At 63.7% G+C, this 24,019-nt stretch carries 20 protein-coding genes and 1 tRNA gene; 10 read left to right on the top strand and 11 right to left on the bottom strand.

The genetic code is table 11. The annotated features are described in order from the left end of the window. Window positions 1-37 precede the first annotated feature (37 nt). Complete coding sequence (locus B5V02_RS16370; RefSeq protein WP_111545442.1) at window positions 38-403, top strand: hypothetical protein; 366 nt, start codon at window positions 38-40, stop codon at window positions 401-403. A gap of 74 nt (window positions 404-477) precedes the next feature. Here the strand turns inward: B5V02_RS16370 and B5V02_RS16365 are convergent, their stop codons facing one another. The 5 genes from B5V02_RS16365 to B5V02_RS16345 are packed head-to-tail and all read right to left on the bottom strand — an operon-like array spanning window position 478 to window position 2,840. After that, window positions 478-783 (bottom strand): urease subunit beta, encoded by a 306-nt coding sequence (locus B5V02_RS16365; RefSeq protein ID WP_111545147.1) that lies wholly within the window; start codon window positions 781-783, stop codon window positions 478-480. Window positions 784-789: 6 nt separating this feature from the next. Next, on the bottom strand, window positions 790-1,377 hold the full coding sequence (locus B5V02_RS16360) for a HupE/UreJ family protein (protein WP_111545146.1): 588 nt from the start codon (window positions 1,375-1,377) through the stop codon (window positions 790-792). A gap of 28 nt (window positions 1,378-1,405) precedes the next feature. Then, a complete protein-coding gene (locus B5V02_RS16355; RefSeq protein ID WP_111545145.1) occupies window positions 1,406-1,660 on the bottom strand; it encodes a DUF1272 domain-containing protein in 255 nt (84 codons plus the stop codon). A 15-nt stretch (window positions 1,661-1,675) separates the two neighbouring features. Next, on the bottom strand, window positions 1,676-1,978 hold the full coding sequence (locus B5V02_RS16350) for an urease subunit gamma (protein WP_111545144.1): 303 nt from the start codon (window positions 1,976-1,978) through the stop codon (window positions 1,676-1,678). A 28-nt stretch (window positions 1,979-2,006) separates the two neighbouring features. Beyond that, a complete protein-coding gene (locus B5V02_RS16345; protein WP_111545143.1) occupies window positions 2,007-2,840 on the bottom strand; it encodes an urease accessory protein UreD in 834 nt (277 codons plus the stop codon). Between the two features lie 215 nt (window positions 2,841-3,055). Here B5V02_RS16345 and B5V02_RS16340 point away from each other — a divergent pair, with 215 nt between their 5' ends. From B5V02_RS16340 to B5V02_RS16330, 3 genes are all read left to right on the top strand, one after another. After that, the gene (locus B5V02_RS16340; RefSeq protein ID WP_111545142.1) at window positions 3,056-3,310 is read left to right on the top strand and encodes an acyl carrier protein; all 255 of its coding nucleotides are present in this window, start codon (window positions 3,056-3,058) and stop codon (window positions 3,308-3,310) included. 5 nt (window positions 3,311-3,315) lie between these two features. Beyond that, a complete protein-coding gene (locus B5V02_RS16335; protein WP_111545141.1) occupies window positions 3,316-4,524 on the top strand; it encodes a beta-ketoacyl-[acyl-carrier-protein] synthase family protein in 1,209 nt (402 codons plus the stop codon). Between the two features lie 141 nt (window positions 4,525-4,665). Then, window positions 4,666-5,370 (top strand): glutathione S-transferase family protein, encoded by a 705-nt coding sequence (locus tag B5V02_RS16330; protein WP_111545140.1) that lies wholly within the window; start codon window positions 4,666-4,668, stop codon window positions 5,368-5,370. A gap of 33 nt (window positions 5,371-5,403) precedes the next feature. Here B5V02_RS16330 and B5V02_RS16325 read toward each other — a convergent pair whose 3' ends face one another. The 4 genes from B5V02_RS16325 to B5V02_RS16310 all read right to left on the bottom strand — a co-directional run bounded on the left by B5V02_RS16325 (window position 5,404) and on the right by B5V02_RS16310 (window position 9,604). Next, window positions 5,404-5,751, bottom strand: a complete 348-nt coding sequence (locus tag B5V02_RS16325; protein WP_111545139.1) for a hypothetical protein — start codon at window positions 5,749-5,751, stop codon at window positions 5,404-5,406. 86 nt (window positions 5,752-5,837) lie between these two features. Beyond that, window positions 5,838-6,458 (bottom strand): nucleoside triphosphate hydrolase, encoded by a 621-nt coding sequence (locus tag B5V02_RS16320; protein ID WP_111545138.1) that lies wholly within the window; start codon window positions 6,456-6,458, stop codon window positions 5,838-5,840. 111 nt (window positions 6,459-6,569) lie between these two features. Next, on the bottom strand, window positions 6,570-7,673 hold the full coding sequence (locus B5V02_RS16315) for a hypothetical protein (RefSeq protein ID WP_111545137.1): 1,104 nt from the start codon (window positions 7,671-7,673) through the stop codon (window positions 6,570-6,572). Between the two features lie 116 nt (window positions 7,674-7,789). After that, complete coding sequence (locus B5V02_RS16310; RefSeq protein ID WP_111545136.1) at window positions 7,790-9,604, bottom strand: methyl-accepting chemotaxis protein; 1,815 nt, start codon at window positions 9,602-9,604, stop codon at window positions 7,790-7,792. 195 nt (window positions 9,605-9,799) lie between these two features. Here B5V02_RS16310 and B5V02_RS16305 point away from each other — a divergent pair, with 195 nt between their 5' ends. The 6 genes from B5V02_RS16305 (at window position 9,800) to B5V02_RS16280 (ending at window position 19,885) form a co-directional block, all read left to right on the top strand. Next, window positions 9,800-10,729 carry a D-alanyl-D-alanine carboxypeptidase family protein gene (locus B5V02_RS16305; protein WP_245445937.1) on the top strand — a complete coding sequence of 310 codons (930 nt, stop codon included), beginning with the start codon at window positions 9,800-9,802 and terminating at the stop codon, window positions 10,727-10,729. A gap of 526 nt (window positions 10,730-11,255) precedes the next feature. Then, window positions 11,256-12,167: a DUF1003 domain-containing protein gene (locus B5V02_RS16300; RefSeq protein WP_111545134.1), complete on the top strand. Its 912-nt coding sequence runs from the start codon at window positions 11,256-11,258 to the stop codon at window positions 12,165-12,167. 337 nt (window positions 12,168-12,504) lie between these two features. Beyond that, window positions 12,505-12,581, top strand: a tRNA-Arg gene (locus tag B5V02_RS16295). Between the two features lie 332 nt (window positions 12,582-12,913). After that, window positions 12,914-13,285 carry a nuclear transport factor 2 family protein gene (locus B5V02_RS16290; protein WP_111545133.1) on the top strand — a complete coding sequence of 124 codons (372 nt, stop codon included), beginning with the start codon at window positions 12,914-12,916 and terminating at the stop codon, window positions 13,283-13,285. Window positions 13,286-13,396: 111 nt separating this feature from the next. After that, window positions 13,397-16,537, top strand: coding sequence for an ATP-binding protein (locus B5V02_RS16285; protein ID WP_146606076.1), 3,141 nt, complete (start codon window positions 13,397-13,399; stop codon window positions 16,535-16,537). Between the two features lie 432 nt (window positions 16,538-16,969). Beyond that, on the top strand, window positions 16,970-19,885 hold the full coding sequence (locus B5V02_RS16280; RefSeq protein ID WP_111545131.1) for a trifunctional glycosyltransferase/class I SAM-dependent methyltransferase/polysaccharide deacetylase: 2,916 nt from the start codon (window positions 16,970-16,972) through the stop codon (window positions 19,883-19,885). Window positions 19,886-19,898: 13 nt separating this feature from the next. Here the strand turns inward: B5V02_RS16280 and B5V02_RS16275 are convergent, their stop codons facing one another. Together B5V02_RS16275 and B5V02_RS16270 are read right to left on the bottom strand one after the other, a co-directional pair. Beyond that, complete coding sequence (locus tag B5V02_RS16275) at window positions 19,899-20,579, bottom strand: peroxiredoxin-like family protein (protein WP_111545130.1); 681 nt, start codon at window positions 20,577-20,579, stop codon at window positions 19,899-19,901. A 19-nt stretch (window positions 20,580-20,598) separates the two neighbouring features. After that, window positions 20,599-23,898 carry an ATP-binding protein gene (locus tag B5V02_RS16270; RefSeq protein ID WP_111545129.1) on the bottom strand — a complete coding sequence of 1,100 codons (3,300 nt, stop codon included), beginning with the start codon at window positions 23,896-23,898 and terminating at the stop codon, window positions 20,599-20,601. Between the last annotated feature and the right edge of the window lie 121 nt (window positions 23,899-24,019).

Below are 24,019 nucleotides of genomic sequence, written 5' to 3'. Positions count from 1 at the left end.
AAAATGTCCGTTTGCCAAATCGATGGAAGGAAAATCCATGCGCAAAACAATATTGATTACCGCCGCCGCCACGCTGATGCTGGCGGGCGCCGCCAGTGCCCAGCAGCAGCCCGCTCCGACCACGCCTGCTCCAGCCTCGCCCCAGGCTCAGCCGGCCGTGCCGACGATCCAGAGCGTCAAAATCGTCGACATCACGGAGCTGCCGAAGGACACCCAGACGCAGGTCAACCAGGTGATCGCCCAGCGCGGCGATGACGGCCTGCAGAAACTGCGCAGCTCGATCGACGCCACGCCCAAGGTCAAGTCGGCGCTCGAAGCCAAGGGGCTCAGCTCGGCGCAGGTCATCGCCGCCAGCATGGAGCCCAATGGCTCGCTGACCCTGATCACCAAGAAGGCGAGCTGACGACGCGGTGCGGCGGGCCGGCGTCCGGCCCGCCGGCTGCATCAAAGGGCCGAGAGCGCTCGACGCCATCGATCTCACAGCTTGCCCATCACCTTCTGCTGAAATCCGTAGACCTCGCGCTTGCCGCCGAGCGGCACCAGCGTCACGTCGCGCTCCTGGCCAGGCTCGAAGCGCATGGCCGTGCCGGCGGCGATGTCGAGGCGCATGCCGCGCGCACGCTCGCGGTCGAATCTCAGCCCCTCATTGGTCTCGAAGAAATGGTAGTGGCTGCCGACCTGGATCGGCCGGTCGCCGCTGTTGGCCACTTTCAGGATGACGGTCGGCAGGCCCTTGTTGAGCTCGATGTCGCCGTCCTTGGTGATGATTTCGCCCGGGATCATCGTGCCTCACAACACGCCGAAGACGAGGCCGACACCGACCGCCGCGCAGGCCGCACCGGCGGCGCGGGCAACACCACGGAACCTGGCGCCAAGCCCGAACCGGGCAGCGATGCCGGTGGCATGCAGCAGCGCCGTCGCCATGGCAAAGCCCGCCATGTATTCGAGCCCGCCGGCATTTTCCGGCACCTCGGTGCCATGGGCGTGGCCGTGGAACAGCGCGAACAGGCCGATGATGGCGACGCCGGCGGAGACCGGCAGATCGACGGCAAGCGCCACGAGCAGCCCGAGCGCCACGACGGACGCCAGGATGCCGGGTTCGACGAAGGGCAGCGGCATATGCAGCATGCCGAGCGCGCCGCCAACCAGCATCACGCCGACAAAAGCCGCCGGCCAGGCCCAGATTGCCTTGCCGCCCTTGAGCGCCGCCCACAGGCCGACCGCGATCATCACCGTCATATGATCGAGGCCGGAGAGCGGATGCATGATGCCGGCCATGAAGGAGGAGGTCGTGCCGATGCCGACATGGGCATAGGCCGGCATGGCGGCGGCCAGCAGCAGGATCGCAGACAGGCATAGGCGTTTGGCGGACATCATTCTATGTGCCTTTCGTGTGTCGCAGTGTTCACGCGGCCTTGCGGGGGCCACACCCTTCGGCTTTGAGAACGCGCCTGGTCGAAGCGGGATATTTCTTCAGCATCGCCGCCGGCCGGATCGGCCGCGCCGAAAAATTGCCGCCGCAATTGGGGCAGGTGCCGCCCAACACGTGTTCCACGCAGTCGGCGCAAAAGGTGCACTCGAAGGTGCAGATCAGCGCGTCCGCCGCCTCCGGCGGCAGGTCCTTGTCGCAGCATTCGCAATTGGGGCGCAGCTCAAGCATTTTGCTCTCCTCACCTCACCGGACAGGTTCGTGCACGGTCACCAGCTTGGTGCCGTCGGGGAATGTCGCTTCGACCTGCACGTCATGGATCATCTCGGCGATGCCTTCCATCACCTGCGAGCGGGTGACGACATGGGCGCCGGCCTCCATCAGTTCGGCGACCGGGCGGCCATCGCGGGCGCCCTCGACGACGAAATCGGTGATCAGCGCAATCGCTTCTGGATGATTGAGCTTGACGCCGCGTTCGAGCCGCTTGCGCGCCACGATCGCCGCCATGGCAATCAGCAGCTTGTCCTTTTCCCTCGGCGTCAGGTTCATGCGCTTCCCTGGACTGGCATAGACAGACCTACAGTGACCATAATTTAGGCAGCCCCGCCCTTCCGTTGAGCAATTCGACGAGCGGAACCAGCCGTTGGCGGAGCCGATAGCCGTCCCCAGCGTAGAGCCTCGCAAGAAGCTTGCCAGATTTCTTCACGCTCCAGGCACTGGCGCTGCCCTGGTCGCCGACGATCCCCAGAACCGGATCGAGCAGGGCCTCGGCCCGCGGCGACACCAGCAGCAGCGTCGCCATGGCGATCGCGCCACCGGCAATCGCCGGACGGTCGAGCGTGGCCGCGATATCGGGTCCGATGCGGAAATCCTCGGCATGAATGAGGTTGCCATCCTGGCGGACACGCCAGCGGTCATGGAAATTGCCCTGCGTGGCGCGTTCGCCCATGGCCAGGCGGCCGAAGACGGCAGCCTCCAGCACCAGCGCCTCGGCCCCGACGGCAAGCTCGACGTCGAGCGTGCGGGCAAACGCTGCCCGGTCGAAGACGATGGTTTCCTGCGGCAACCAGGCGATGCGGCCATTTTCACCGACCGACAATTTGACCCGCACCTCGGCACGGTCGGATGCTGCCCGATAGATTTTCTCGCAAGCCTGGGTCGTGATCGACGCCGAGGCCGCCGCGCCGACATCCACGTGCCAGGCGAGACGGTCGCCGCCGGTCATCCCGCCGGCGGTGTTGATCAGCACCGCTTCGAGCGGATCGGACGGGACCGCCGGCATCCTTATCTTTGCGGCACCGTCCTGATAGAGGCGCCGCAGGCGCGTGCGACCGTCACTGAGAGCGCAGGAAAGCCGCGCCACGCCCGCAGCGCGCTGCGTCGAAATCCCGCCATCTTCGATCGTATCCATGCGGGCACGTTAAGCACTCCGGCGGCTTTGTCGATATATGGCTCGATATAGCTTGTTGCTTGACAACCTTTCGGTTTCTATAGAGGGAACCACCTTGGTACGGTCATGCAGCGCTTGGCGGGGGTATAGAGCGAAGACGGCGGCTTGATACCAGGAGAAAAAGGGGCGCTGCTCAATTGGCGTCGGGAAACGCGACATAGTGGGGAAGAAACCGAATGGCCGACCAGCTGGCAACGGATATCATCGCGAAGATCAAGGCTCATGCCGAGCCGGGCGGCGAAGAAATCACCGCCAACACTGAATTGACCTCGCTTGGTATCCATTCGCTCGAGCTGACGGAGATCATCTTCGATCTCGAGGAAGAATATGGCATCGAGATCGAGATGAACACGGTCGATGCCTGGAGCAATCTGAAGAATGTCGGCGACATGGTCGAAGCTGTTCGCGCGCTGATCGTGAAAAAAGCCTGACCTGAATGCGACAGCGCGTCGTCATCACCGGCATGGGCGGTATTTGCGGGCTTGGCACCAACGCGCCCGCGATCTGGAATGAAATGCGCGCCGGCCGCTCGGCCATCGGCCAGATCAGCAGTCCGCAGCTGCATGATCTGAAGGTCAAGGTCGGCTGCGAAATCAAGACGCTCCCCGATCATGGCGTCGACCGCAAGCAATTGGTGTCGATGGACCGCTTCAGCCTGCTGGCCGTGATCGCGGCCAGGGAGGCCATGCAGCAGTCCGGCCTGGTCTCGAACGAAGCCACCACCTATCGGATGGGCACTATCGTCGGTGTCGGCGTCTGCGGCTGGGAGGCCATCGAAGAGAGCTATCGCGCCATCCTGATCGAGGGCAAGAACCGCGCCGGTATCTTCACCGTGCCAAAGGTGATGCCCAGTGCGGCCTCCGGCCAGGTCAGCATGAGCCTCGGCCTGCGCGGTCCGGTTTTCGGCGTCACCTCCGCTTGCTCGTCGTCCAATCACGCCATCGCCTCGGCCGTCGACCAGATCAGGCTCGGCCGCGCCGACGTGATGGTCGCTGGCGGCACCGATGCGCCGCTGGTCTGGGGTATCCTGAAGGGCTGGGAAGCTTTGCGGGTGCTGGCGCCCGACACCTGCCGGCCGTTCTCGGCCGATCGCCAGGGCCTGTCGCTCGGTGAGGGCGCCGGCATGGCGGTGCTGGAGAGCTACGAGCATGCCATGGCGCGCGGCGCCACCATCCTTGCCGAGATTGCCGGTGCCGGCCTTTCCGCCGACGCGTCCGACATCGTCGCGCCAACCATCGAAGGACCGACGGCCGCCATGCGCGCCTGCCTGGCCGACGCCGGGCTCAATCCCGAGGATGTCGACTACCTCAATGCCCATGGCACCGGCACCAAGGCCAACGACCAGATCGAGACGGCGGCGATCAAGCGCGTCTTCGGCGACCATGCCTACAGACTGTCGGTGTCGTCGACCAAATCCATGCATGCCCATTGCCTTGGCGCATCGGGGGCGCTGGAGATGATCGCTTGCGTGATGGCGATCCGTGAAGGCATCGTGCCGCCGACGGCCAATTTTCGCGAAGCCGATCCGGATTGCGACCTCGACGTCACGCCGAACGTGGCACGTGAACGCAAGGTGCGCACGGCGATCAGCAATGGCTTCGCATTCGGCGGCACCAATGCGGTGCTGGCCTTCAACGCCGTTTGATCCCAGGCTGTTTCCATTGACTGTCCGTGCATGGCGAAACTGTCGCCGCCATATTGATCAGAATCGGCCGTCCGCCTAATCCTTGTGGGACCCGCCAAAACCAGCGCCGCTAGGCGCCAATCCCCCGTTCAGGAGTTTTCCATGGCTGACCTGTCCGCCTTTCCGATCGCAACGCGCTGGCCGCCCAAGCATCCGGACCAGATCCAGCTCTATTCAGCCACAACGCCCAACGGGGTGAAGATATCGATCGCCCTGGAAGAGCTCGGCCTGCCCTACGAGCCGCATCTGGTCAACATCGGCAAGAACGAAAGCTGGACGCCGGAATTCCTGTCGCTCAACCCGAACGGCAAGATACCGGTGATCATCGATCCGAACGGTCCGGACGGCAAGCCGATCGGCCTGTTCGAATCCGGCGCCATCCTGCTCTACCTCGCCGAAAAGACCGGCCTGCTCATCCCGGCGGACGCGGCGCGGCGCTACGAGACGATCCAATGGGTGTTCTTCCAGATGGCCTCGATCGGGCCGATCTTCGGCCAGGTCGGCTTTTTCCATAAATTCGCCGGCCGCGAAATCGCCGACAAGCGCCCGCTGGAGCGCTATCGCGATGAATCGCGGCGGCTGATCGGTGTGCTCGACGGCAGGCTGAAGGGGCGCAAGTGGATCATGGACAATGACTTCACCATCGCCGATATCTCGCTGCTCGGCTGGGTGCGCAACCTGATCGGCTTCTACGAAGCGCGCGAACTCGTCGGCTTCGATGATTTCGCCAATGTCGGGGCATGGCTGGAGCGCGGGCTTGCCAGGCCCGCGGTGCAAAAGGGCCTGACCATCCCGGCGAAGGGATGAATTAAAGCCGGCCAGGTCCTCGATAAAACGCGGCTACTTTGCCTTCGCCTTGGCTTTCGAGCCACCCTTGCCCATGACGGACGCGGCAAACGATGCAGCGCCCCTTGCCGCCACGACGACGGCACCGGCTGCTACATTGGCCGTGGCCTTGGCCGTGCGCATGGCGCTGCCCGCCAGCGAATCGTTGGCGTTTGCCGGCTTTTTCGGCTTTGTGGCTTTGGGCGCGGCTTTCGCGGCAGCTGGCACCACTTTCTTCGGTGCCGCCTTGCCGAAGGCCGGTTTGGCGTCCTTTGAACGCTCGGCTATCGCCGGACCGGCGCCTGCCTTCGATTGGGTTGCCTTGCCCTTGGCGGGCGCAGGCTTTCTTGCCTTTTGTGCCATCGGATGGAATCCCTCTTCTGGCAGAATTGCCTTGTCGGCGATAACGGCCTGAAAGTCTTAAGGTTCCCCTTGGAGAATCTTTAGAATCAAGCGAAATCGCCGATCACCAGGTCGGCGGCCCGGCGACGGGCAAGCACCCGGTCGATGTTGGGCATGTCGTTGGAGGCGATCCAGGCGCGGGCATCCGCGTCGGAGCGGCCATGGCCGTGCCAGCGCTCGAGCAGCCGGCGCTCGAGCTCGTCGCGCGGCACGTCGACGAAGATCGAGAAATCGAACAGCGGCGCCAGCCGCGACCAGGGTTCCTCGTCGAGCAGCAGGTAATTGCCCTCGACCAGGATGAACTTGGTCTCGGTGGCGACGATGGACGCGGCGGCGCGCGACAGTTCCATGCTGCGGTCGAAGACCGGGATGGCGATATCGGGTTCACCGGCCCGGATGCGCTTCAGCAGGGTTTCGAAGCCGGCAAAATCAAAGGTTTCCGGTGCACCCTTTCGCGCGCGCAGGCCGCGCCGCTCGAGCACGACGTCGTCATAGTGGAAGCCGTCCATCGGCACCACTTCCACCGCACCTTCGGGCAGCAGATCGTGCAGGCTTGCCGACAATGTCGACTTGCCGGCGCCCGGCGGACCGGCAATGGCGACGATGAAGCGCCGCGCCTTGCCGGCGCGCTTGAAGATGGTGGCGGCGAGATGGGCGATTTCGGACATGAGAGCCTCTCTCTGGCAGGAGCTTCAAATCCACCATGTTCCGCATGATGATTTCGGCCACATCTTGGCGGCAGTTGGCGGAAATTTCAAACCCGCATTGATGCCGCGCACTCAGTCGGGAACAGGCTGGCCGATGCGCAGGAAATCGCTGGCGAAGGGAACCTCCCATGTCGAGCCACCGGCTGCAAGCCGCATGCGGCCGTTGGACGAGGTGACCTCTTGCGGCGGCTCGCCGCCGGACAGGGGCATGGCGCCGATGACATGGCGAAAGGAAACGCTATGGCCTTCGCCGAGCGCAAAGGCGGTCGCCACCCCTTCGCGCTTCAGCCAGTTGTCGCCGATCGACGCGGCATGGCCGACGGAAGCGCGACCGTCCTCGATGCCGAGCACGCCGCGATGGCGGCCGCTCCAGGGCGCGTAGTCGCGCCCGCCATTGCTGAGCCACAGCATGGTGATCGGCAGTTCGGCCGGGTTCTTCAGCACCAGCACCAGATCGCCTTCGGCCTCGCGCGCCAGTGCCGTCCAGCCCGGCCCGCCATGATCGGCCTCGACCAGCGTGACGAAGTCTTCGCGACGGTCGCCCATGCGGTACTCCGTCAGGTCGAGTGTGCCGCCGCCGGCGGCGGGAAAATGGCTGAGGTCGGCGGACCGCGCCGGATAGGCCAGCATGAAGCGGCCGCGTGCCGGATCCGGCTCCAGCGGGTCGTCCAGCGTCGCCGCAAAACGCTTTGGCGAAAAGGCCAGCCTGCCGCCGCCCGTCATCGCCGTCATCGGGTGATGGGCGACCGAGATCGCGCCATGGCCGCCGGAAAACACATGCTCCTGGTAGAGGAAGGGATGGTCGTCGCGCAGCGTCAGGATCTTGTCGACCGTCGCACCCATCACGCTGTGCCGCAAACGAAAGACCGCGCGCCAGCCATCGACCGTCGCAGCACTCCCGGCGACATCCCAGGCGCTGTTGGCCGGCCAGCCATGCAGCGGCGCGTCCTCAACATCGCTGCGCGAAAACGGCGCGCAGAGAAAGTCGCCGGACAGGCGAACGGTGCCCTCGGGCAGGTCTTTCGGCAGCGTCTCGCGCGGCTCGTCGATCCACGGTGCGCGATGCAATGGCCTCAGCTGGCGCCCGTCGCTGTCGACGACCATGTCGGCGATGTGGCCGACCGTGAGGTCGAGCGAAACCGAAATGCCTTTTGCCTTGATCGTGCTGATAGTCATTGCGCTCTCACCGATTCTGAAGGCGCAAACAGAACCCTTTCGGCGCGGCTTGCGCAAGCACCGCAATCGGCATTTTGCATCAACTTCACCCGCCCCTTGTGGGGAGGGTGGCCGCGCTACTGCCGCTTGTATTCCCGCACCGGCGATTTGGTGCCGTCGGTATAGGTGACCTGCACCGACATCGACGTCACGCTGTCGGCAACCTTGATATAGCCCTTGGCGTCGTAAGGGATGGCGTAAGGGTCCTTCTTGTCGCAAGGCGGTATCTCGAGCAACTTGTCGAGCGCGGCACCGTTCAGGCTGTAATGCACCTCCTTGATGGCGCAGCGGTAGGACAGCATCTGGGTGAAATAGACCAGCCCGTGGTTGCCGCCGGCGTCGAAGGCGATCCACGACGTCCAGAACTGGTCGAGGATCTGCTTGTCGCCTTGCTGCAGCGCCGTCTCCGGGTCGAAGCGGATGTCGAACGGGCCGGTCTCGCGCCCCCTGATATCGAGATATTTGACGGCGATGATGCCGGCCACGGTGCTGCCGGGCATCTCGAAACTCGGATTGGGCATCGGCTTGCCGGTGGTCTGGTCGTTGAGCGCCAGGAAGCCGGTGTCGGTGAACGGGCCGCTATCGCCCATGCGCCAGGAGATGGCGGTCGCCGGTTCCGGCAGCGAGATGGTCATCGACCAGCCCTGGTTCGAGCGCATCGGCGTCAGCGTCGGCACGAAGCGAGAGGGGTCGAGCACGTCGCCAAGTGCTGCCAGCCGGCTGCGGCTGCGGTCCAGCCAGTCGGCAAGCTGGGTCTGGTCGACGAAATATTTGAGCAGCCCGCCATCCTTCTCGTAAGCCATGAACCTGGTCAGCGCCTTGGCCTCGTTGCGCTTGTCGGCCAGCGTCTGGGCGCCGAGGCGGTCCTCCGAAAACTCCTGCGCCAACAGGAAATAGGCCGGCGCGAAATCCGGATTGGCGGCGATGAAGGCGTTGAGCTTGTCGAGACGCTGGGCGTCGTCGAACTGCAGGATATGCACGAGCTTTATCGACAGCGCCTTGCCCTTGTCGGCCAATGCGCCGAACACCTCGCGGGCGCCGGCCTTGCCGTCCTGCACCCGCAGCAGCGTAGCAAAGCGCGTGTAGGGATCGATGGCATCGACATCGAAGCCGGCAAAGGCGAGATAGGCGCGCCGCGCATTGAGCATGTCGCCCGACAGCTCGTAGACGCGGGCGTTGTGATAAAACTCGTCCGGCCGCTTCGGCTCGGCGATCGCCCCGCCTTGCGCGGCAAGGGCGGCAAACCCTTTGGCTATTGTGTCGATCGAGGCGGCGATCTGCTCGGTCGTTGCTTGCAGCTTCTCGGTCTGCGCCTGCTGCTGCGCCTGGCCGGCGGCCAGCGTCTCGGTCTGCTTCTTCACCTCTTCGGTGGTCTTCTGCACTTGCGCCGTCTGCTGCGTCTGTTGCTGCTGGGCGGACGCGATCTCATCGGTCTTTTTCGCCACCGTGTCGGTCGACTGCTTGACCTCTTCGACCGTCTTCTGCGTTTGCGTGACCGTCTGCTCGATCTTGGCCACCTTCTCCGAGACGATGCCGATCGACTGCTGCAACCCGGCCACAGCAGGCACCAGGCTGGCGATCACACCGTTCTGCGAATTGGTCTCCTTCTGCACGGCATAGACGCCGCCGGCGACGGCCGCCGCACTGGTGGCGAACACCAGCGCCGGCAGCGCCTTGGCCGCCAGCACCAGCCGCAGCACGATGGCAATGGCGATGATCAGCGCCGCCACCGACGCGACCAGCGCGACATAGGCGGCGAACGGCGCCAGCGGATTGAGGATGTCGGAAGCAGCACCCCCGACAAAGGCGACACTGCCGGCCCATTTGCCGGTGCGGCTGAGTGATGCCTTGATAAGCGAGGGTGCTGCGCCGCCAGCCCCGATATTCGTCATGCCCAAGCCCCCCAAAGCCGTCAGATGCCACGCCCCTTCCCACAGGAAACGCGGCTTTGGCAAGAAGAGACAGGAAACAGGCGATTTCACGGCGGGGCAAGCCTGGGAAGGCATGACAATCCTGGGTATGACCGCCATTAACCAAATGGACGCAGCTGGCGCGTTACGTTAGCTTCGCCTCATCTCAGCAACAGCATGACCAGAACAGTCCAGCCCTTGTCCAACCCGCGTCCCCTTCCGCTCATCCAGAGGCTTTTCGCGGCGCTTGCCCTGCTGGTGCTGCCCCTGTTGGTGCTAGTTGCCGGCTGCACGACCGCGACGCCACCGGATGCCGTGCTGGCCGTGCCGGCGCCGCCGCAGAAATATGCGGCGATCGTCGTCGACGCCAGGACCGGCAAGCAGCTGTTCGAGGTCAACTCGACGGCGCAGCGCTATCCGGCGTCGCTGACCAAGATGATGACGCTGTACCTGCTGTTCGAGGCGCTGGACTCCGGCCGCGTCACCAAGGAGACGCAGATCCCGGTGTCCGACCATGCCGCCTCGCAGCCGCCGACCAAGATGCGCTTCCGGCGCGGCGAGACCATCGATGTCGATTCGGCGATCCGCGCCATTGTCGTGAGGTCAGCTAATGACGTGGCGGTGGCGGTCGGCGAATATCTCGGCGGCTCAGAGGAGCAGTTTGCCGCCATGATGACCGCCAAGGCGCGCCAGATCGGCATGACCAGCACCGTGTTCCGCAACGCGTCCGGCCTGCCCGACGACGACCAGCACACCTCGGCGCGCGACATGGCGGTGCTCGGCATGGCGCTGCATTCCCGCTTCCCGCAGCAGTTCCACTATTTCTCCGAAAGCGATTTCATGTTCCGCGGCAGGCTGGTGCGCGGCCACAACGACATGCTCGGCCGCGTGCGCGGCGTCGACGGCATCAAGACCGGCTACATCAGGGCCTCCGGCTTCAACATCGTCACCTCCTACGATGCCGACGGCCGCCAGCTGATCGTGGTGGTGATGGGCGCCGACAGCGCCCGCCAGCGCAACGACCATGTCGAGGCGCTGATCCAGCGCAGCCTGTCGCCTGCGATGGCCGACAGCAAGACCAGGCTGATGTTCGCCGAGCAGCAGTGATCCGCAGCCCGAATTTGCGCCCGGCTGACCGGTGAGGAATTGCAAAGTGAGGGCAGTTATGCTATAGATTTAGGCATGGTGCTGATTTGCGCCAGCGACCCGCCGCAAGGCGGGTTTTTTGTTTCCATCCTTCCACGGGAGTCATCCTCCGCTTCGTCATCCACGGGCGGAGCAAGGAGCTTAGCGACGCAGCGCAGACCCGAGGATCCATGCCGCGACGTCCGAGCGCGGCCGCGGTGCTGAATTCTGCTCCGCTGTACCCGTCGGCCAAGGTCCCGGCATGGATCCTCGGGTCTGCGCGTCCGCTTCGCTCCCGCTCCGCCCGTGGATGTCGAAGACGGGGAGGCTTCGGCCAATCTCGAATGTCTCTGATTGTTCGCGGCCTGCGCACCACCGCCAGCAGCGGCGGGGCGTCGCCTCTCCGATCACAAGCACTTGTACGGGCTGCGAAATCAGCCGCGACGGTGGATATGCTTCACCACCTCAGCGTATCCTCACGCCGAGCACCACCATAGGAGCCCGCACCATGAGCACCGTCCCGAAAGCGCCCGACCAGGCGGCAGACAACCAGCACGACAGCGGCGGCGAGTATTTCGAGGCGCCGACCATTGGCGAGCATGAGGCCGAACATGGTTCGGACGAGCACTCTGAGGTGCCCGACGTGCCGGATTCGGAGCCGGCCGGACCCGGCTTGCCGCGTGGTAAGGCGAAGAAGAAACCCTCGGCGATATCAGGCCGGAAATTCCGCAAGCGCGACCTGGTGCGGATCGACACTTTGCGCCCGAGCCTCGCCGACCGCATCCGCGCCGATCATCCGGACCTGCCGGCCGGCGCCCGCATCAGCCGCGCGGAGCTCGGCCGCTACCGCATGCGCTACATGGAGGAGCTTCTCCAGCAGGAACACGGCGAATTCTCCGAGCTCGATCGCCAGGTGGTCGAAAGCATCGCCAGGCAAGACACCATTTCCGAAAACAGCGAGGAGGAGTTCGAGGAGCACCGGACGTTCGCCGACCGCGTCTCCGACAACATGGCGGCCTTCGGCGGCAGCTGGTGGTTCCTGATCTCGTTCGGCACCGTGCTCCTGGTGTGGATCGGCATCAACCTGGTCGCGGGCATGGCGGGCGCCTTCGATCCCTACCCCTTCATCCTGCTCAACCTTTTGCTCTCCTGCATTGCCGCCATCCAGGCGCCGATCATCATGATGAGCCAGAAGCGGCAGGAGACCAAGGACCGCCTGCGCTCCTTCAACGACTACCGGGTCAACCTCAAGGCCGAGCTGGAAGTGCGCCACCTGCACGAAAAGCTCGACTACCTCATCTCGCGCCAATGGACGCGGCTGGCCGAAATGCAGCAGATGCAGCTCGACGCCATGCACGAACTGACCGGCGCCAAGAAGCCAAAGCGAGCGCCGCGGAGGGGTGAGGCGCGGTCCGCGTAGCGGACGAAAAGCCAATTGCTTGGCTTTTCGAGCGATGAACGCCCTGAGCCTGCGAAGGGCCGGGCGGCGCAGCGAACGGTGAAAGCCCCGGTCCGCCTTCGGGCGTCCTTCAAAAGGTCCGGTGAGCCTTTTGAAGGACGCCCGAAGGCAGGGAGCCTGCGAAGGGCCGGACGCGGCGCGGGGTGATCGGAGTGCGAACCAGATCAGCTGTCCGACGCTCGACCCTTGGACGCCGCCAATCTCTAATTGCCCGTTGAAGCCCGCCCCGGCTTCCGCTAAGAAGCCGTGACTTGCCGGTTTATCGGCTGGTTCGTTTTCCGGATCGCCGGTCCTGAAAGCACCCGTAGCTCAGCTGGATAGAGCGCTGCCCTCCGAAGGCAGAGGTCACAGGTTCGAATCCTGTCGGGTGCGCCATTTCGATAGAAGCCATGATTTTCTTAGCTTTTCCGTCTTCGGGCAGAACAAAGATGAGAACCTCCCTGGCTTCCAAACCCGTGCGACGATTACAGGAGCAGCCTCTTATGCTGCGGGCCTAGGGTAATTTGTGTCGACTGCGGTCGGCGCAGGCCTCCTCTGGATATTCGGGGCGTTGCAGGGGCGACGCTTCCCGCGACGGACCGTGATAGCACTTGCAGAAAGCGGCTACATGGCATCAATATCCTCGCCAACGAAGTGCGGCGAGCCGCATCGGGGCGCTTTCTTGCGCCATTTGCGCGACAGCTCGACTTGCGCGCGGGGAGGAAAACATGGGCAGCTTGGACATCGCAAAGGAAGGCTACGAAGCATTTTCGCGTGGAGACATGGCCAAGTTCATGGCCCTCTGCGACGACGACATCGAATGGATCTACTACGGATCCGTGCCTTGGGCGGGCTCTTTCCGAGGCCAAGGCGAGGTCATGCGTTTCTTCGGAATTCTGGCTGGCGCTGTCGAAATCAGGGCGTTTGGACCTGACGAATTCATAGTGAGCGAAGATGACGTAGCTGTCACAGGGCGTACATCAGCGCAGATCCGGTCGTCCGGCGCACCTTATGAAAACCGCTGGGCTCACTTCATGAAAATGCGTAACGGCAAATTGGCGCGCTTCATCGGCTACGACACGACGCCACTGACCGCGTAAAACCGGCCCGACTTCGGCACGCCCGAACGTACGAGCGTCGAAGGTGACTTCGCACGGCGGCGGGCCAGAGGAACAACGAAATTCGGATACCCTGTTCTGTTGGAGGCCATCATGGGCGTGGAGCAGGCCGCGTCGGAGCCGCAGGGGGAGCGGCGCCAGGTCACGATTATGTTCACCGACCTTGTCGGGTTCACGCCGCTGACGGAGCGGCTAGACGAGGAGGTTGTCTTCGCCCTGATCAAGCGCCTCGCAGGAGAGCAGACCGCGATCATTAACCGTCACGGGGGAATGCTGCAGGACTTTGCGGGAGACGGCCTGATGGCTTTTTTCGGCGCTCCTCAGGCACTCGAAGACGCGCCCGCTCGCGCGTGCCGCGCAGCAGTCGAGATACAGCGGCGCATGAACGCGCTGCAATCCGAGTTCCTCGCCGCCTTTGATTGCGAGCCTGTGCTGCGGATCGGCCTGCATACGGGCGCGGTCGTGCTGGGGCGCATCGGCGAGGACAAGGCCCTTGCCTACAACGCGCTTGGCGACGCAATCAATTTGGCGTCGCGGGTCCAGAGCGCGGCCGAGCCGGGAACCGTCTATTGCACCGAAATCGTAGCCAACCTCGCTGCGGGCTATGCCGAATTCTCGGACCTCGGTGCGAGGGCGTTGAAGGGCAAGTCTGAACCGGCCCGGCTGTTTCGGATCGATGGCCTGCGTTCCGCCGTCAGCCGCTTCGAAGCTAAGCGCGCCCTGGGGTTGGGTTCCCTGCTCGGCCGGGAAAGCGAACTGGCGCGCCTTCGATCGCTGTGGACGCGAAGCAAGACAGAGGGCGCGGCGATTACGCTGATCGTCGCGGAAGCAGGGCTTGGCAAGTCGCGCCTGCTTCATGAGTTTGAAAGCGAATTGAAAGACGCGACTGTCTGGCGGGCGTCCTGTCGCCCCGATGCGGCCTCAGCGCCCTTCTCGCCGTTCGCGGATGTCCTCCGCGCGGCGTTCGGGATCCCCGAAACCGCTTTGGCCGCCGAGATCGAGGCGAGCATCGCATCAGGCTTGCACGGCGCCGGCCACTCGCTTTTGGCCGCAACGCCCTTTCTGCTGAATATTCTGGGCGCCAAGAGGCTTCAGATCGGCGCGATCCAAGCGTCGGAACTCAGCGGCGTGCGCACTCGAGAGGCGCTGGTCGCCCTATTTGAATTCCTTTCTCACGTAGAGCCCCAACTTTTGCTGATTTTCGAAGACCTGCACTGGGCAGACAGCGCGTCGTTGGAAGCGCTTCACGAGATCATGGGCGCAGTGGGACGGATGCGCGCCATGTTCGCCCTTACGACGCGCCCGGAGCCCCAAGTCCAGCATTTGGTTCAGGCGAAGGGTGTTGAAATTTTCAACTTGGCTCCGCTTGAGGACGCCCAGGCGATGCGCCTCGTTACCGATCGCCTCGGCGCCGAGGTCTCGCCGGATCTCCTGAAGTCGATCGTCAGCCGGGCGGAGGGAAATCCGCTGTTCGCAGAGGAGCTGGCCGCTTACGTCGCCCAGCGAAAGCCCGGAGCGGCCGCACAGCCGGAAGATATTCCTGCGAACCTCGAAAATCTCATCATGAACCGGGTGCAGCGGATGCCCGGAGAGGACCGGTTCGCCGTGCAGACGGCGTCAGTCGTCGGCCGTCAGTTCCGGACGACGCTAGTCGGCGAGGTCTGCGCGACGCCAGCGCCGCCGGTGCGCGAAATGTCGCGCGCCGAAGGCGAAGGGCTGATCCTGCCCCTGTCGCCTGACACCGACGCAGACCGCGAATATGCGTTCAAACACTCGCTGATCCAGGATGCGCTGTACGGCTCCCTGCTGAAGTCGCAGCGCGTCGAACTTCACGGCCGGACTGCCGAAGCGCTTGAACGGCGCGCGGGAAATCGGGCGGACGATCTCGCCGCAATTCTCGCGCACCATTACTCGCGCGCGACTTCGGCGAGAAAGGCGGTCCACTATCTCGCGCTCGCCGCCAAGCGCAGTTTGGAAGTGTTTTCGCTGAAGGAAGCTGTCGAGCGGCTCGATCGCGCGCTGGCCTTCATCGAAGCCGATCCAGACTGTGCTGACGAACCGACGCTTGCCGAGATCGTCGTCGACCGCATGCTTGCCTGCTGCTGGGAGGCCGACTTCGCCGGCATGATCCGCCACGCGGAGCGCTGGCTGCCGCGGATCGAAAAACTCGGGCCGAGCCGCGCGCTTTCGCGGACGCTCGCCTGGCTGGGCGAGGGCTATCTCAACGCGGATCGGTTCGAGGAAGCTGAGGCGGCGCTCGACCGCGCCTTGCAGATCGGAACGGCGATTGGCGACCGGGAGAGCATCGCCTACGCGAAATGGGATCAGCTCTGGCTCGCAGAATTGCGCCCCGATGGCAGGCCGTCCGAGACTTTCGACGGGACTGCAAATGAAATCCTAGCCACCGCTGACGCGCTCGGCGATGCCTACCTCGAGACCCTGACCTGTTATCTCGCAAGTACGAGGGCGCTGCAGTTTGGCGACATTGCCACGACCCTCGCCTGGGCGAACCGCTCGCTCGCGCTCGGCGAGCGCACCCATTATCCGCCGGCCCGGTCCATGGGCCACATGCTTACGAGTTTCGCTTTGGCAGTGGCGGGCAACGGAGCCGGCGCCCTCGCCAGCGCCGACGCGGCTTCCGTCGCCTCCGGTGGCCGCACCGAACAGATGGGCGCGGCGGCCGCGACCGCCCTCGCGCTGTTGACACTTGGCCGTTTCGCCGAAGCGAACGAAACCTTCACTCGCCTTTATGAAGACATCGACAAGGCGGGTTTCCGCGCATTGCTGCCAGCGGTCGAGGTGCCGAAATGGGCTGCGATCGCCGCGATCGGGCGCGTCCGAGAGGCGATCGCGGGTCTCGAAAGCGCCATTGCGTTGTTTACGAAGTGGCGCAATTCCCGGCTGGTCGGCTGGGCTCACCTTATGCTCGGCGATCTTCACAAGATCATGGTCGAAATGCCGACGCCGCCAATCTCCGCGGCGTTCCGCGATCCGATCCTGGCGTTCATCTTCATGACCGCGCGCGCGAGGGCCCGGCGCCATTACGAACGCGCCGCTGACATAGCGCGCAGTGCAGCGACGCGGGGATTTCTCATGCAGGCGCTTATGGGAGCCGCTCTGCCGCCGATCGGGAGAGGCGACAGGAGCGATCCGAGGCTCAAGGAGGCGCGCTTAATTGCGGAAGCTCTTGGCGCTTCCACTGCGATCACTCGGATTGACCAGGTCACTCAATAACGTCGCGAGATCGTTCAGAGCCCGCGGGCGTTGCTCTTGGATCGCTTACGTGGCACGGGCCTCGCAGGCTGTATCGGGACGTGCATAGTCCAGGACGAGTTCTCATCTTCGTCTTCTCGGGTGCGCCATCCTTGTCGTGTCCGACCCGGACACATAGGTTACGGTTTATACCGGATGGGTAACACTTTTGGCCCGAAGGGGTTTTGGCGTGGTTCTACTTCTATATGTGCGGCCATTCAGCCGCATTGCGTCCAGCATGAGCGGACTGGCGTCAGGTCGAATTTGAAACAAGCTTGCAAATGGAAGCCGCTTTGGTATCTCGGTCGCAGGAGACTGTTTGGACGCAGCGTCCCCGAGGACCGTTTCCTTTGGCAGGAAATCGCCGGCACTGTTTCGGGACCCTTGCTTCGAACCAGGCGCGGGTAAGACGGCGTGGCGCATAATCCCTTGGTTTCAATCGTGATTCCTGCGCACAACGCGGCGGTAACGCTGGCGCGCGCACTCGATTGCCTCCTCGATCAGGAAATAGTGGATTGGGAGGCGATCATCGTCGACGACGCCTCCACGGACCGCACCCCCGCGATCATCGCCGGTTATGTGGAGCAAGATGCCCGATTTCGGACGTTGAGCTCTTGCGCGTACAGCGCCGCCGGCGCGCGCAACAGCGGGATTTCGACAGCGCGCGGCCACTGGCTCATGTTTCTGGATGCGGACGATTGGGTGGATGCCAGCTTCCTTGCGAAAATGCTGGCCGCACTGAAAACCGCTCCCGATGCAGTGGCCGCCTATTGCGGTTCCCGGCGCGTGATGCCCGATGGCGAATTCACCCCGTCGAGCATCTCAACGGAGGTTGCGATCCAGCCCTTCGAAACATTCGCCCGCCAGTGTGCCATCCGCACTCACGCGCTGCTGGTCGACCGGGAGACAATTGTCGAGTTGGGCGGTTTCGATGTGTCGCTGCGCACCTGCGAGGACTGGGATCTGTGGCAGCGCCTCGCACGTCTGGGCAAAAATTGGGTGATGGTCGACGAGCCGCTCGCTTTCTATCGGGCCAGCCCCAACGCGCTCTCCCGCAATTCGGCGCAGATGCTGGTAGATGCGGAAATCGTGATCGCCCGCGGCTTTTCTGCTGATCCCAGGGTCAAACACCCAGCATCGGCTCACGCCAATGGAGCGACCGAGGCGAACGGCCGCACCGCTTCCGAAGCACTCGCGTGGTTCGCGTTGTGGAACGCCGCGTCGGATTGCGGCAGCGGCTCGCGCTCGGTCAACCCGCAGTCCCTGCGCGCGCTCCCGGCAGGACGCAAGTGGGCGCGTGAGATCGCCAAGGTGGCCTTCGATGGCCTCATGGCAGGAAGCCTATCGGTGCCGGCGCAATTGGCTGCCAGGTGGGACAGGTTCGGCGGCTCCCTCACCGAGTTGATCATCGAACTCGGCAAGGTCTGGGACAATCCCGTCGCGGGTCGCCGCGTCCAGTATCACCTTGAGCAAATGCTTCTCGACGTCGACGATCTTGCCGCGCCGCGCAGGCTGGCGCGGACACTTGGAATTCGCGTTGACGCTCGCAACCCGACCTCGATCGAACTTCCACAAGGAATCGATCAAATTTACGCCTATCTGATGATGGATGGCCAGATCGAGGCTCGCGTGCAGTTCGGCGTCCTCGGGAAAGTGACAAGGCGTCATTGGATTGAACTGATCCTGAATTTCGTGTCCCCCGAGCGGCTTGTACGTGCCGACAAGTCAAACATGTTTGCCGCGCAGGCATTGTTGACCGTAGCGGGACGCCGGCCCGATCGGGACAGCCACTTCGGCAAACTCGCGCGATTGGCCGCGCAAGCGCGGCGGCTGGTTCGGTCGAGCGCCGAACCTACGGAGCCTCTTGCAGCGCCGCGCCGTGCACCGGCCGCGGATAGGCACGACAATGATCGCACGTCGTTCTGGAATCGCCATTTCGCGACCCAGGATCCCTGGAGCTACGGTTCGCCCTATGAGCAGGAAAAATATGAGCGGCAGCTCGAAATTCTGCCTGCCGGTCCCATCGGACGGGCGCTTGAGCTGGCCTGCGCGGAGGGCCACTTCACGCGGCAGCTGGCGCCGCGAGTGGGTCATTTGACCGCAACTGACATCTCCGCCGTAGCCGTCGGGCGGGCGCGCGCGCGATGCAGCGATCAGCCGAATGTTGAGTTCGGCGTACTGGATTTCTCTGCGGACACGCTGCCGGGTGAGATGGATCTGATCGTCTGTTCGGAAGTGCTCTACTATCTGGATGATCTCGCCGAGTTGCGGCGCATCGCCAAAAAATTCGTTGAGGCGTTGGCGCCTCGCGGCAGTTTCATCAGCGCACACGCATTCGTGCTGGGTGACAATGTTGAAAGGACGGGCTTCGACTGGAACACATTCGGTGCGCAAGTGATCTCAGAGACGCTGGCAGGGACCGAAGGCCTCGTCCTCGAGCAATCGATCCAGACCGAGCTCTATCGCATAGACCGCTTCCGCCGCCTGTCACCAGACGACGTGGCGACGGAACCGATGATAGATCATGTGCCAATCCGCGCGCCCATCGAAATCGGGGTCGCGCGAAAAATCATCTGGGGTGGGGCGCGGGCCTTGCGCCGCGACGTCGCACGTAGCGAGCGGCGGCAGCGCATCCCTGTCCTCATGTATCACAGCGTCTCCGATGATGGTCCGGCCGCGCTCGCCCGTTTTCGGCTCACGCCCGCCGCATTCGACAGCCAGATGGCATGGCTGCGCGCCAATGGCTTTCACGCGATTATGTCCGAGCAGCTGGAATGGTTCGTCGCCAACCGTCACCCTTTCGCTGGCCGCCCAGTGCTCATCACCTTCGATGACGGCTTCCAGAACTTTGCTGACCATGCCTGGCCGACCTTGCGCGCGAACGACCTGACCGCGGAAGTGTTCCTGGTGACGGACTTGGTGGGTGAAAGTGCACGGTGGGACGCCGTCAGCGGTCCGCCGACGCAGCTTATGGACGCCGGGACGGTACGACGCCTCGCCGCCGAAGGTGCGTTCTTCGGAAGCCATCTGGCGACGCATCGCGCGATCGATGGTCTGTCGAGCTCTGACCTGGCCGCCGAGCTCCTGCGCTCTCGTATGTTCATCGAACGGTGGACCGGTCGGCCAACCACGGCGTTCGCGGCACCCTTCTCTGTCACCGACCGACGGCTTGGCAGGCTGGCCAAGGAGTGCGGCTATCGAATCGGCTTCGGCGGCAGACACGGGCCGGCGGGCCTCGATTGCGATCCCATCGACCTTCCGCGCATCGAGATTCGCGGGGACCGCTCGCTCGATGACTTTGTTGCCACTGTCGAGGCCGTGCTCGAATGAACGGTGAACTTGTCTATTGGGCGACTTGGTACACGGCTGACATCAGCTCCTGCGGGTTTGGCGCCCCAAACATGTATCGTCCACCCTCTGGAACCTCGGTGAAGCTCCAGCGCACGATCCCCTGCCGGTCCAGCAGGAACTGACCGACCAGTTGTCCATGTCCCGTTGCCATCATCTGCTCGTCGGCTTCGGTCAGTTCGTAATGGTCCTTCTTGTCGAGGAATTCGCTGGCCGCGAAAGGATCCATAGGAGCGGGCAACTCGCCTGGCATGTCGACCCGCATATCCTTTGCCGCTGCCATCGAGACCTTGTACGGCCAGTTCGTCTCGTCTTGGGTGAATTCGAGATTGGGCAGTCCAAAAGCACGATGTGAAGCGCGTTCAGGGTCGGAGGCCGCAAGCAGATTCGGCATCGGGTGGTAGCGGAAATAGAGACGCGCCCGTTCGATCGGCGTGTTGACCACCGTCAGGCTTTCCACGCCCTTTTCGCGCAGCTCCGGATCAAGCCGCGCCTGGGCGGCGATATGGCGCCGGCAAAACGCACAATGCAGACCTCGAAACAGGCCGACCAGCACCGGTTTTTGTCCGCGAAAGTCGTCAAGCGCGATCTTGCCTTCCTGGGTAATGGCGTCGAGTACCAAGTTCGGCGCACGGTCGCCCGGTTGAAGCGGTACCAAGTCACTATGCGCGGACATGTCCAACCTCCCACCCCGGCTAGTCGAGAAAAGGCAGCACCACAAGCGCTTCCGGGTCGAGCCCGTGCTGGGCGCATATACCCTGCGCCAGGGAAAAGTAGCGTTCGGCCTCGGCCAGATTGTCGAGGTCGAGATTAAGCGTTGCAAGACCATCATAGCACGGAAACAGCAGTTGGGGTTCGCCTGTTTCGCGGGCTACGTCCAGTGCTTCGTGGAACAAGCCAACCGCCAGTTCCGGACGGCCGTTGCACTGATGGATCTGCCCAAGCACGATCAACGGCACCGGCAGGTGCTCGCGCTGGTCGAGCGCCCGGTCGATCTCGATGGCCTTCTCGGCAGCAGGCACGCCCTCCGTTGGACAGCGATCCGTGAAAGTACAACAAGCGACCGCCAGATTGGCGAGAAGGCGCGCCTGGAAACCCAAATCACCAATATGGCGCGCCACTTCAAGACCGCGCCGACAGACCTCCATCGCCTTTGCCGGATCGATGGTCGTGTAAAGCACGCCGAGATTGGTGTAGCCGCGGCAGGCCGCGCCCAGTAGACCGGCGGCTTCGGCCAATTCAATGCTTCGCTCAACCTCTCGCACGGCTTCACGGTTTCGCCCAAGGCGGGCCAGCGCAACAGCCTTGGTATTAAGTGCCTCGGCGGTCACAAGAGTGGCATCACGCCCTACCTCGGAGACATGCTCCGTTGTCAGAGTGCGTACGCAATCCAGCGCCGCGTCCGCCCATTTTGCCGCGAGAGCGTTGTCTCCGCTACGGAACGCCTGTCGGCCACGTTCTTGCCACAGATGCGCCTGCTCGATCGGGGCATCCGCTCCATCGAGGAGCGCTGCCGCTTCAGCATAGCGGGATTCCGCGTCGTCCCGCTTGCCGACGTCCCAGAGCAGCCGACCGATCTTACGCAAAACGCGCGCCGAAGCGACACGATCGGCTGACTCGCGGTATGCCTGCAACACCGTCTCGTAGTGGTGGTGCGCGATCTCGCGGCGGCCTACCGGGCCGCTCAAATCGGCAATGCGTTCTGCAATTGCCAGTTTGAGCGGTGTTTGCCCGATCGCGTCCAACGCAGTCAGGGCTCGCTCGTAGAAACGAAGGGCGTCGTCGTTGGCGTATATCATGCGAGCGCGATCGCCCGCCGCCTGCAGGTAATGTGCGCCCCTCTCCCGCTCGGCGCTCAGTGCGAAATGATGACCGAGCACGGTCAAATCCTCGAGCCGTTCCGGCTTGTCGCCGCACAGTTGCTCCAAGGCAGCACCGACCCGCCCGTGGATGTCGGTCCGGCGTTGCAGGAGCAGATTCTGGTAGATCACGTCCTGCAGCAATGTTTGCGTAAAGCGGTAGCTTTGCGACGAGACCGAGCCTGATCCGGCAACTTCCTCGATGATTTCCGCATCGCAAAGCAGTTCGCAGCCGGCTTCTAGCCGGCCGGGGTCGGCTGTCACGGTTTTCAGAAGTGTGGCATCGAAGCGCGGGCCGATTACCGCGGCTTCCTGGGCCAACCGGCGCACCTCTTGGGGCAGCCGGTCGACGCGAGCAAGCAACATTGCCTGGATAGTGGCGGGAATGCCGGTTGCGACTTCGCCTGCCACAGTCCGCCATCGCTGGCCCTCGCGCATCAGTACACCGCGATCGATAAGGCCGCGAACGATCTCCTCTACAAAAAGGGGGTTGCCGCCCGCGCGCTCGAGGATCTGGTCGACAAGCCTTCCTGCGGAGTTTACCCAGCTCTCGCCGAAAAGCGCCGCCAGCAGGCTGCGTCCGTCGTCACTGTTGAGCGGCGAAAGCCTGAGCGCTGTGTGGCTGACCCGACTTGAGTCGAGCTGGTCGTTGTCCGGCGCCGGACGATGCGTGACCAGCAACATCAACCGCGTGCGTTCCAACCTGTCCATCACGAAACGCAGTGCCTCGAGCGACACGGCGTCAGCCCAGTGCAGGTCTTCGACGACAATCAACAGCGGCGACAACGCAAGCCGCCGTTCGATGATTGTCCGGACTGCGTAGAGAATTTGCCGCCGCAGCTGCTCGGGCTCGACATGCTGCAAGGTGGCATTGGGGTCGCCAAGGCCAAGCACATGGTAGAGCAAGGGCATCAGCCGCTTCGCCTCCTCGCCCTGCAGGCCGAGATCGGTAAGCAAGCCTGCGAGCTTCCCCCGCATTTCGTCCCCATTGTCGTTTTGCATCATCCCGGCAGCGCTGCGCACCACTGCGCCCAAGGCGCCAAATGATTGTTCGCCCAGCGGTGAGCACGTTGCCTGCCGCACGGCGACGTTGCGAAAACGATCCTCGTCGCCGACGCGGGCGACGAACTCCTTCACCAGCCGCGATTTCCCGATACCGGCTTCTCCGACGAGGCGGACAAGTTGGGCCGAGCCGCCGCACGCCTGGTCAAGGCTCGCCAGCATTCTCTGGAGCTCCGCATCACGACCTATCATCGGCGCGCTGAGGCCGAGCGCCTCGAGCCCACGCGCTGCACGCGGCGCCGCAAGCGGTGCATCCAGCCGATGGACGAGCACACTGCCAGCCTTGCCGCGAAGCACGACATCACCCAGCGACTCGTAAGAGAAGGCATGCCGGGTCAGCCTGTGAGTGAGCTCGCCTACCAGCACCTCACCCGGTGCGGCCAGCGATTGCAGGCGTTGCGCCGTATTCACTGTGTCGCCGGTCACCGAATAGGATTTGGCGGTGCCGATGCCCAATCCGCCAGTGACGACCGGACCAGTGTTTATGCCGATGTGGAGTAACAGAGGCGAGCCGGAGGGCGGCGCGCTTTCGCCGAGCCGCGCCGTCCGGGCGATCATGTCGAGAGCGGCGCGAAGCGCACGTTCCGGATCGTCCTCATGCGCGACCGGCGCACCGAACAGAGCGAGCAGTGCATCGCCGATGAACTTGTCGACGAAACCACCAAAGTTTCGCACGGCCGCCGTCAATTCCTTGAACAGTTCGTTCTGCAGCGCTTGCATGACCTCGGGGTCGAGCTGCTCGCTGAGTGTCGTGAAGCCGCAAAGGTCAGCAAACAGGACCGTCACAGTCCGGCGATCGGCGTCAGAGACCGGATGCAGCCCATCTTCGCTTTCGATGTTCGCAAGCAGCGACGGAGTTCGAGAAGGCGGCACAATGGTCCGGCTTGGTGTCGGAGCAGGCTGTTCGACGGCTTTTGCGGGCGCACCGAGGCTTGCCCCACATTTCGGACAGAACTCGAAATCAGGTGCGCAGGGGTAGCCGCAACTGGCGCATGTCACGGGCTGGCGCCTGCCACACCTCGGACAGAAAGCGTATCCGCTCTCAACCTCCAAACCGCAGCCCGAGCAGTCCATCGAACAAGACCTCACTAGGGGCCGTGACGGCGTGATCTCGATACGCACTTCACGGCCAGGGTATTCACAAGAATGAACCGATAGCCGTCGACCAGCAAGCGGCAGCGCAGATGGGCATCGA

Source organism: Mesorhizobium kowhaii, from assembly GCF_003253745.1.
In the GTDB taxonomy this organism is placed as follows: Bacteria; Pseudomonadota; Alphaproteobacteria; order Rhizobiales; family Rhizobiaceae; genus Mesorhizobium; species Mesorhizobium kowhaii.
The sequence above is the reverse complement of the archived record's forward strand: the minus strand, read 5'-3'. Positions and strand labels throughout refer to the sequence as shown.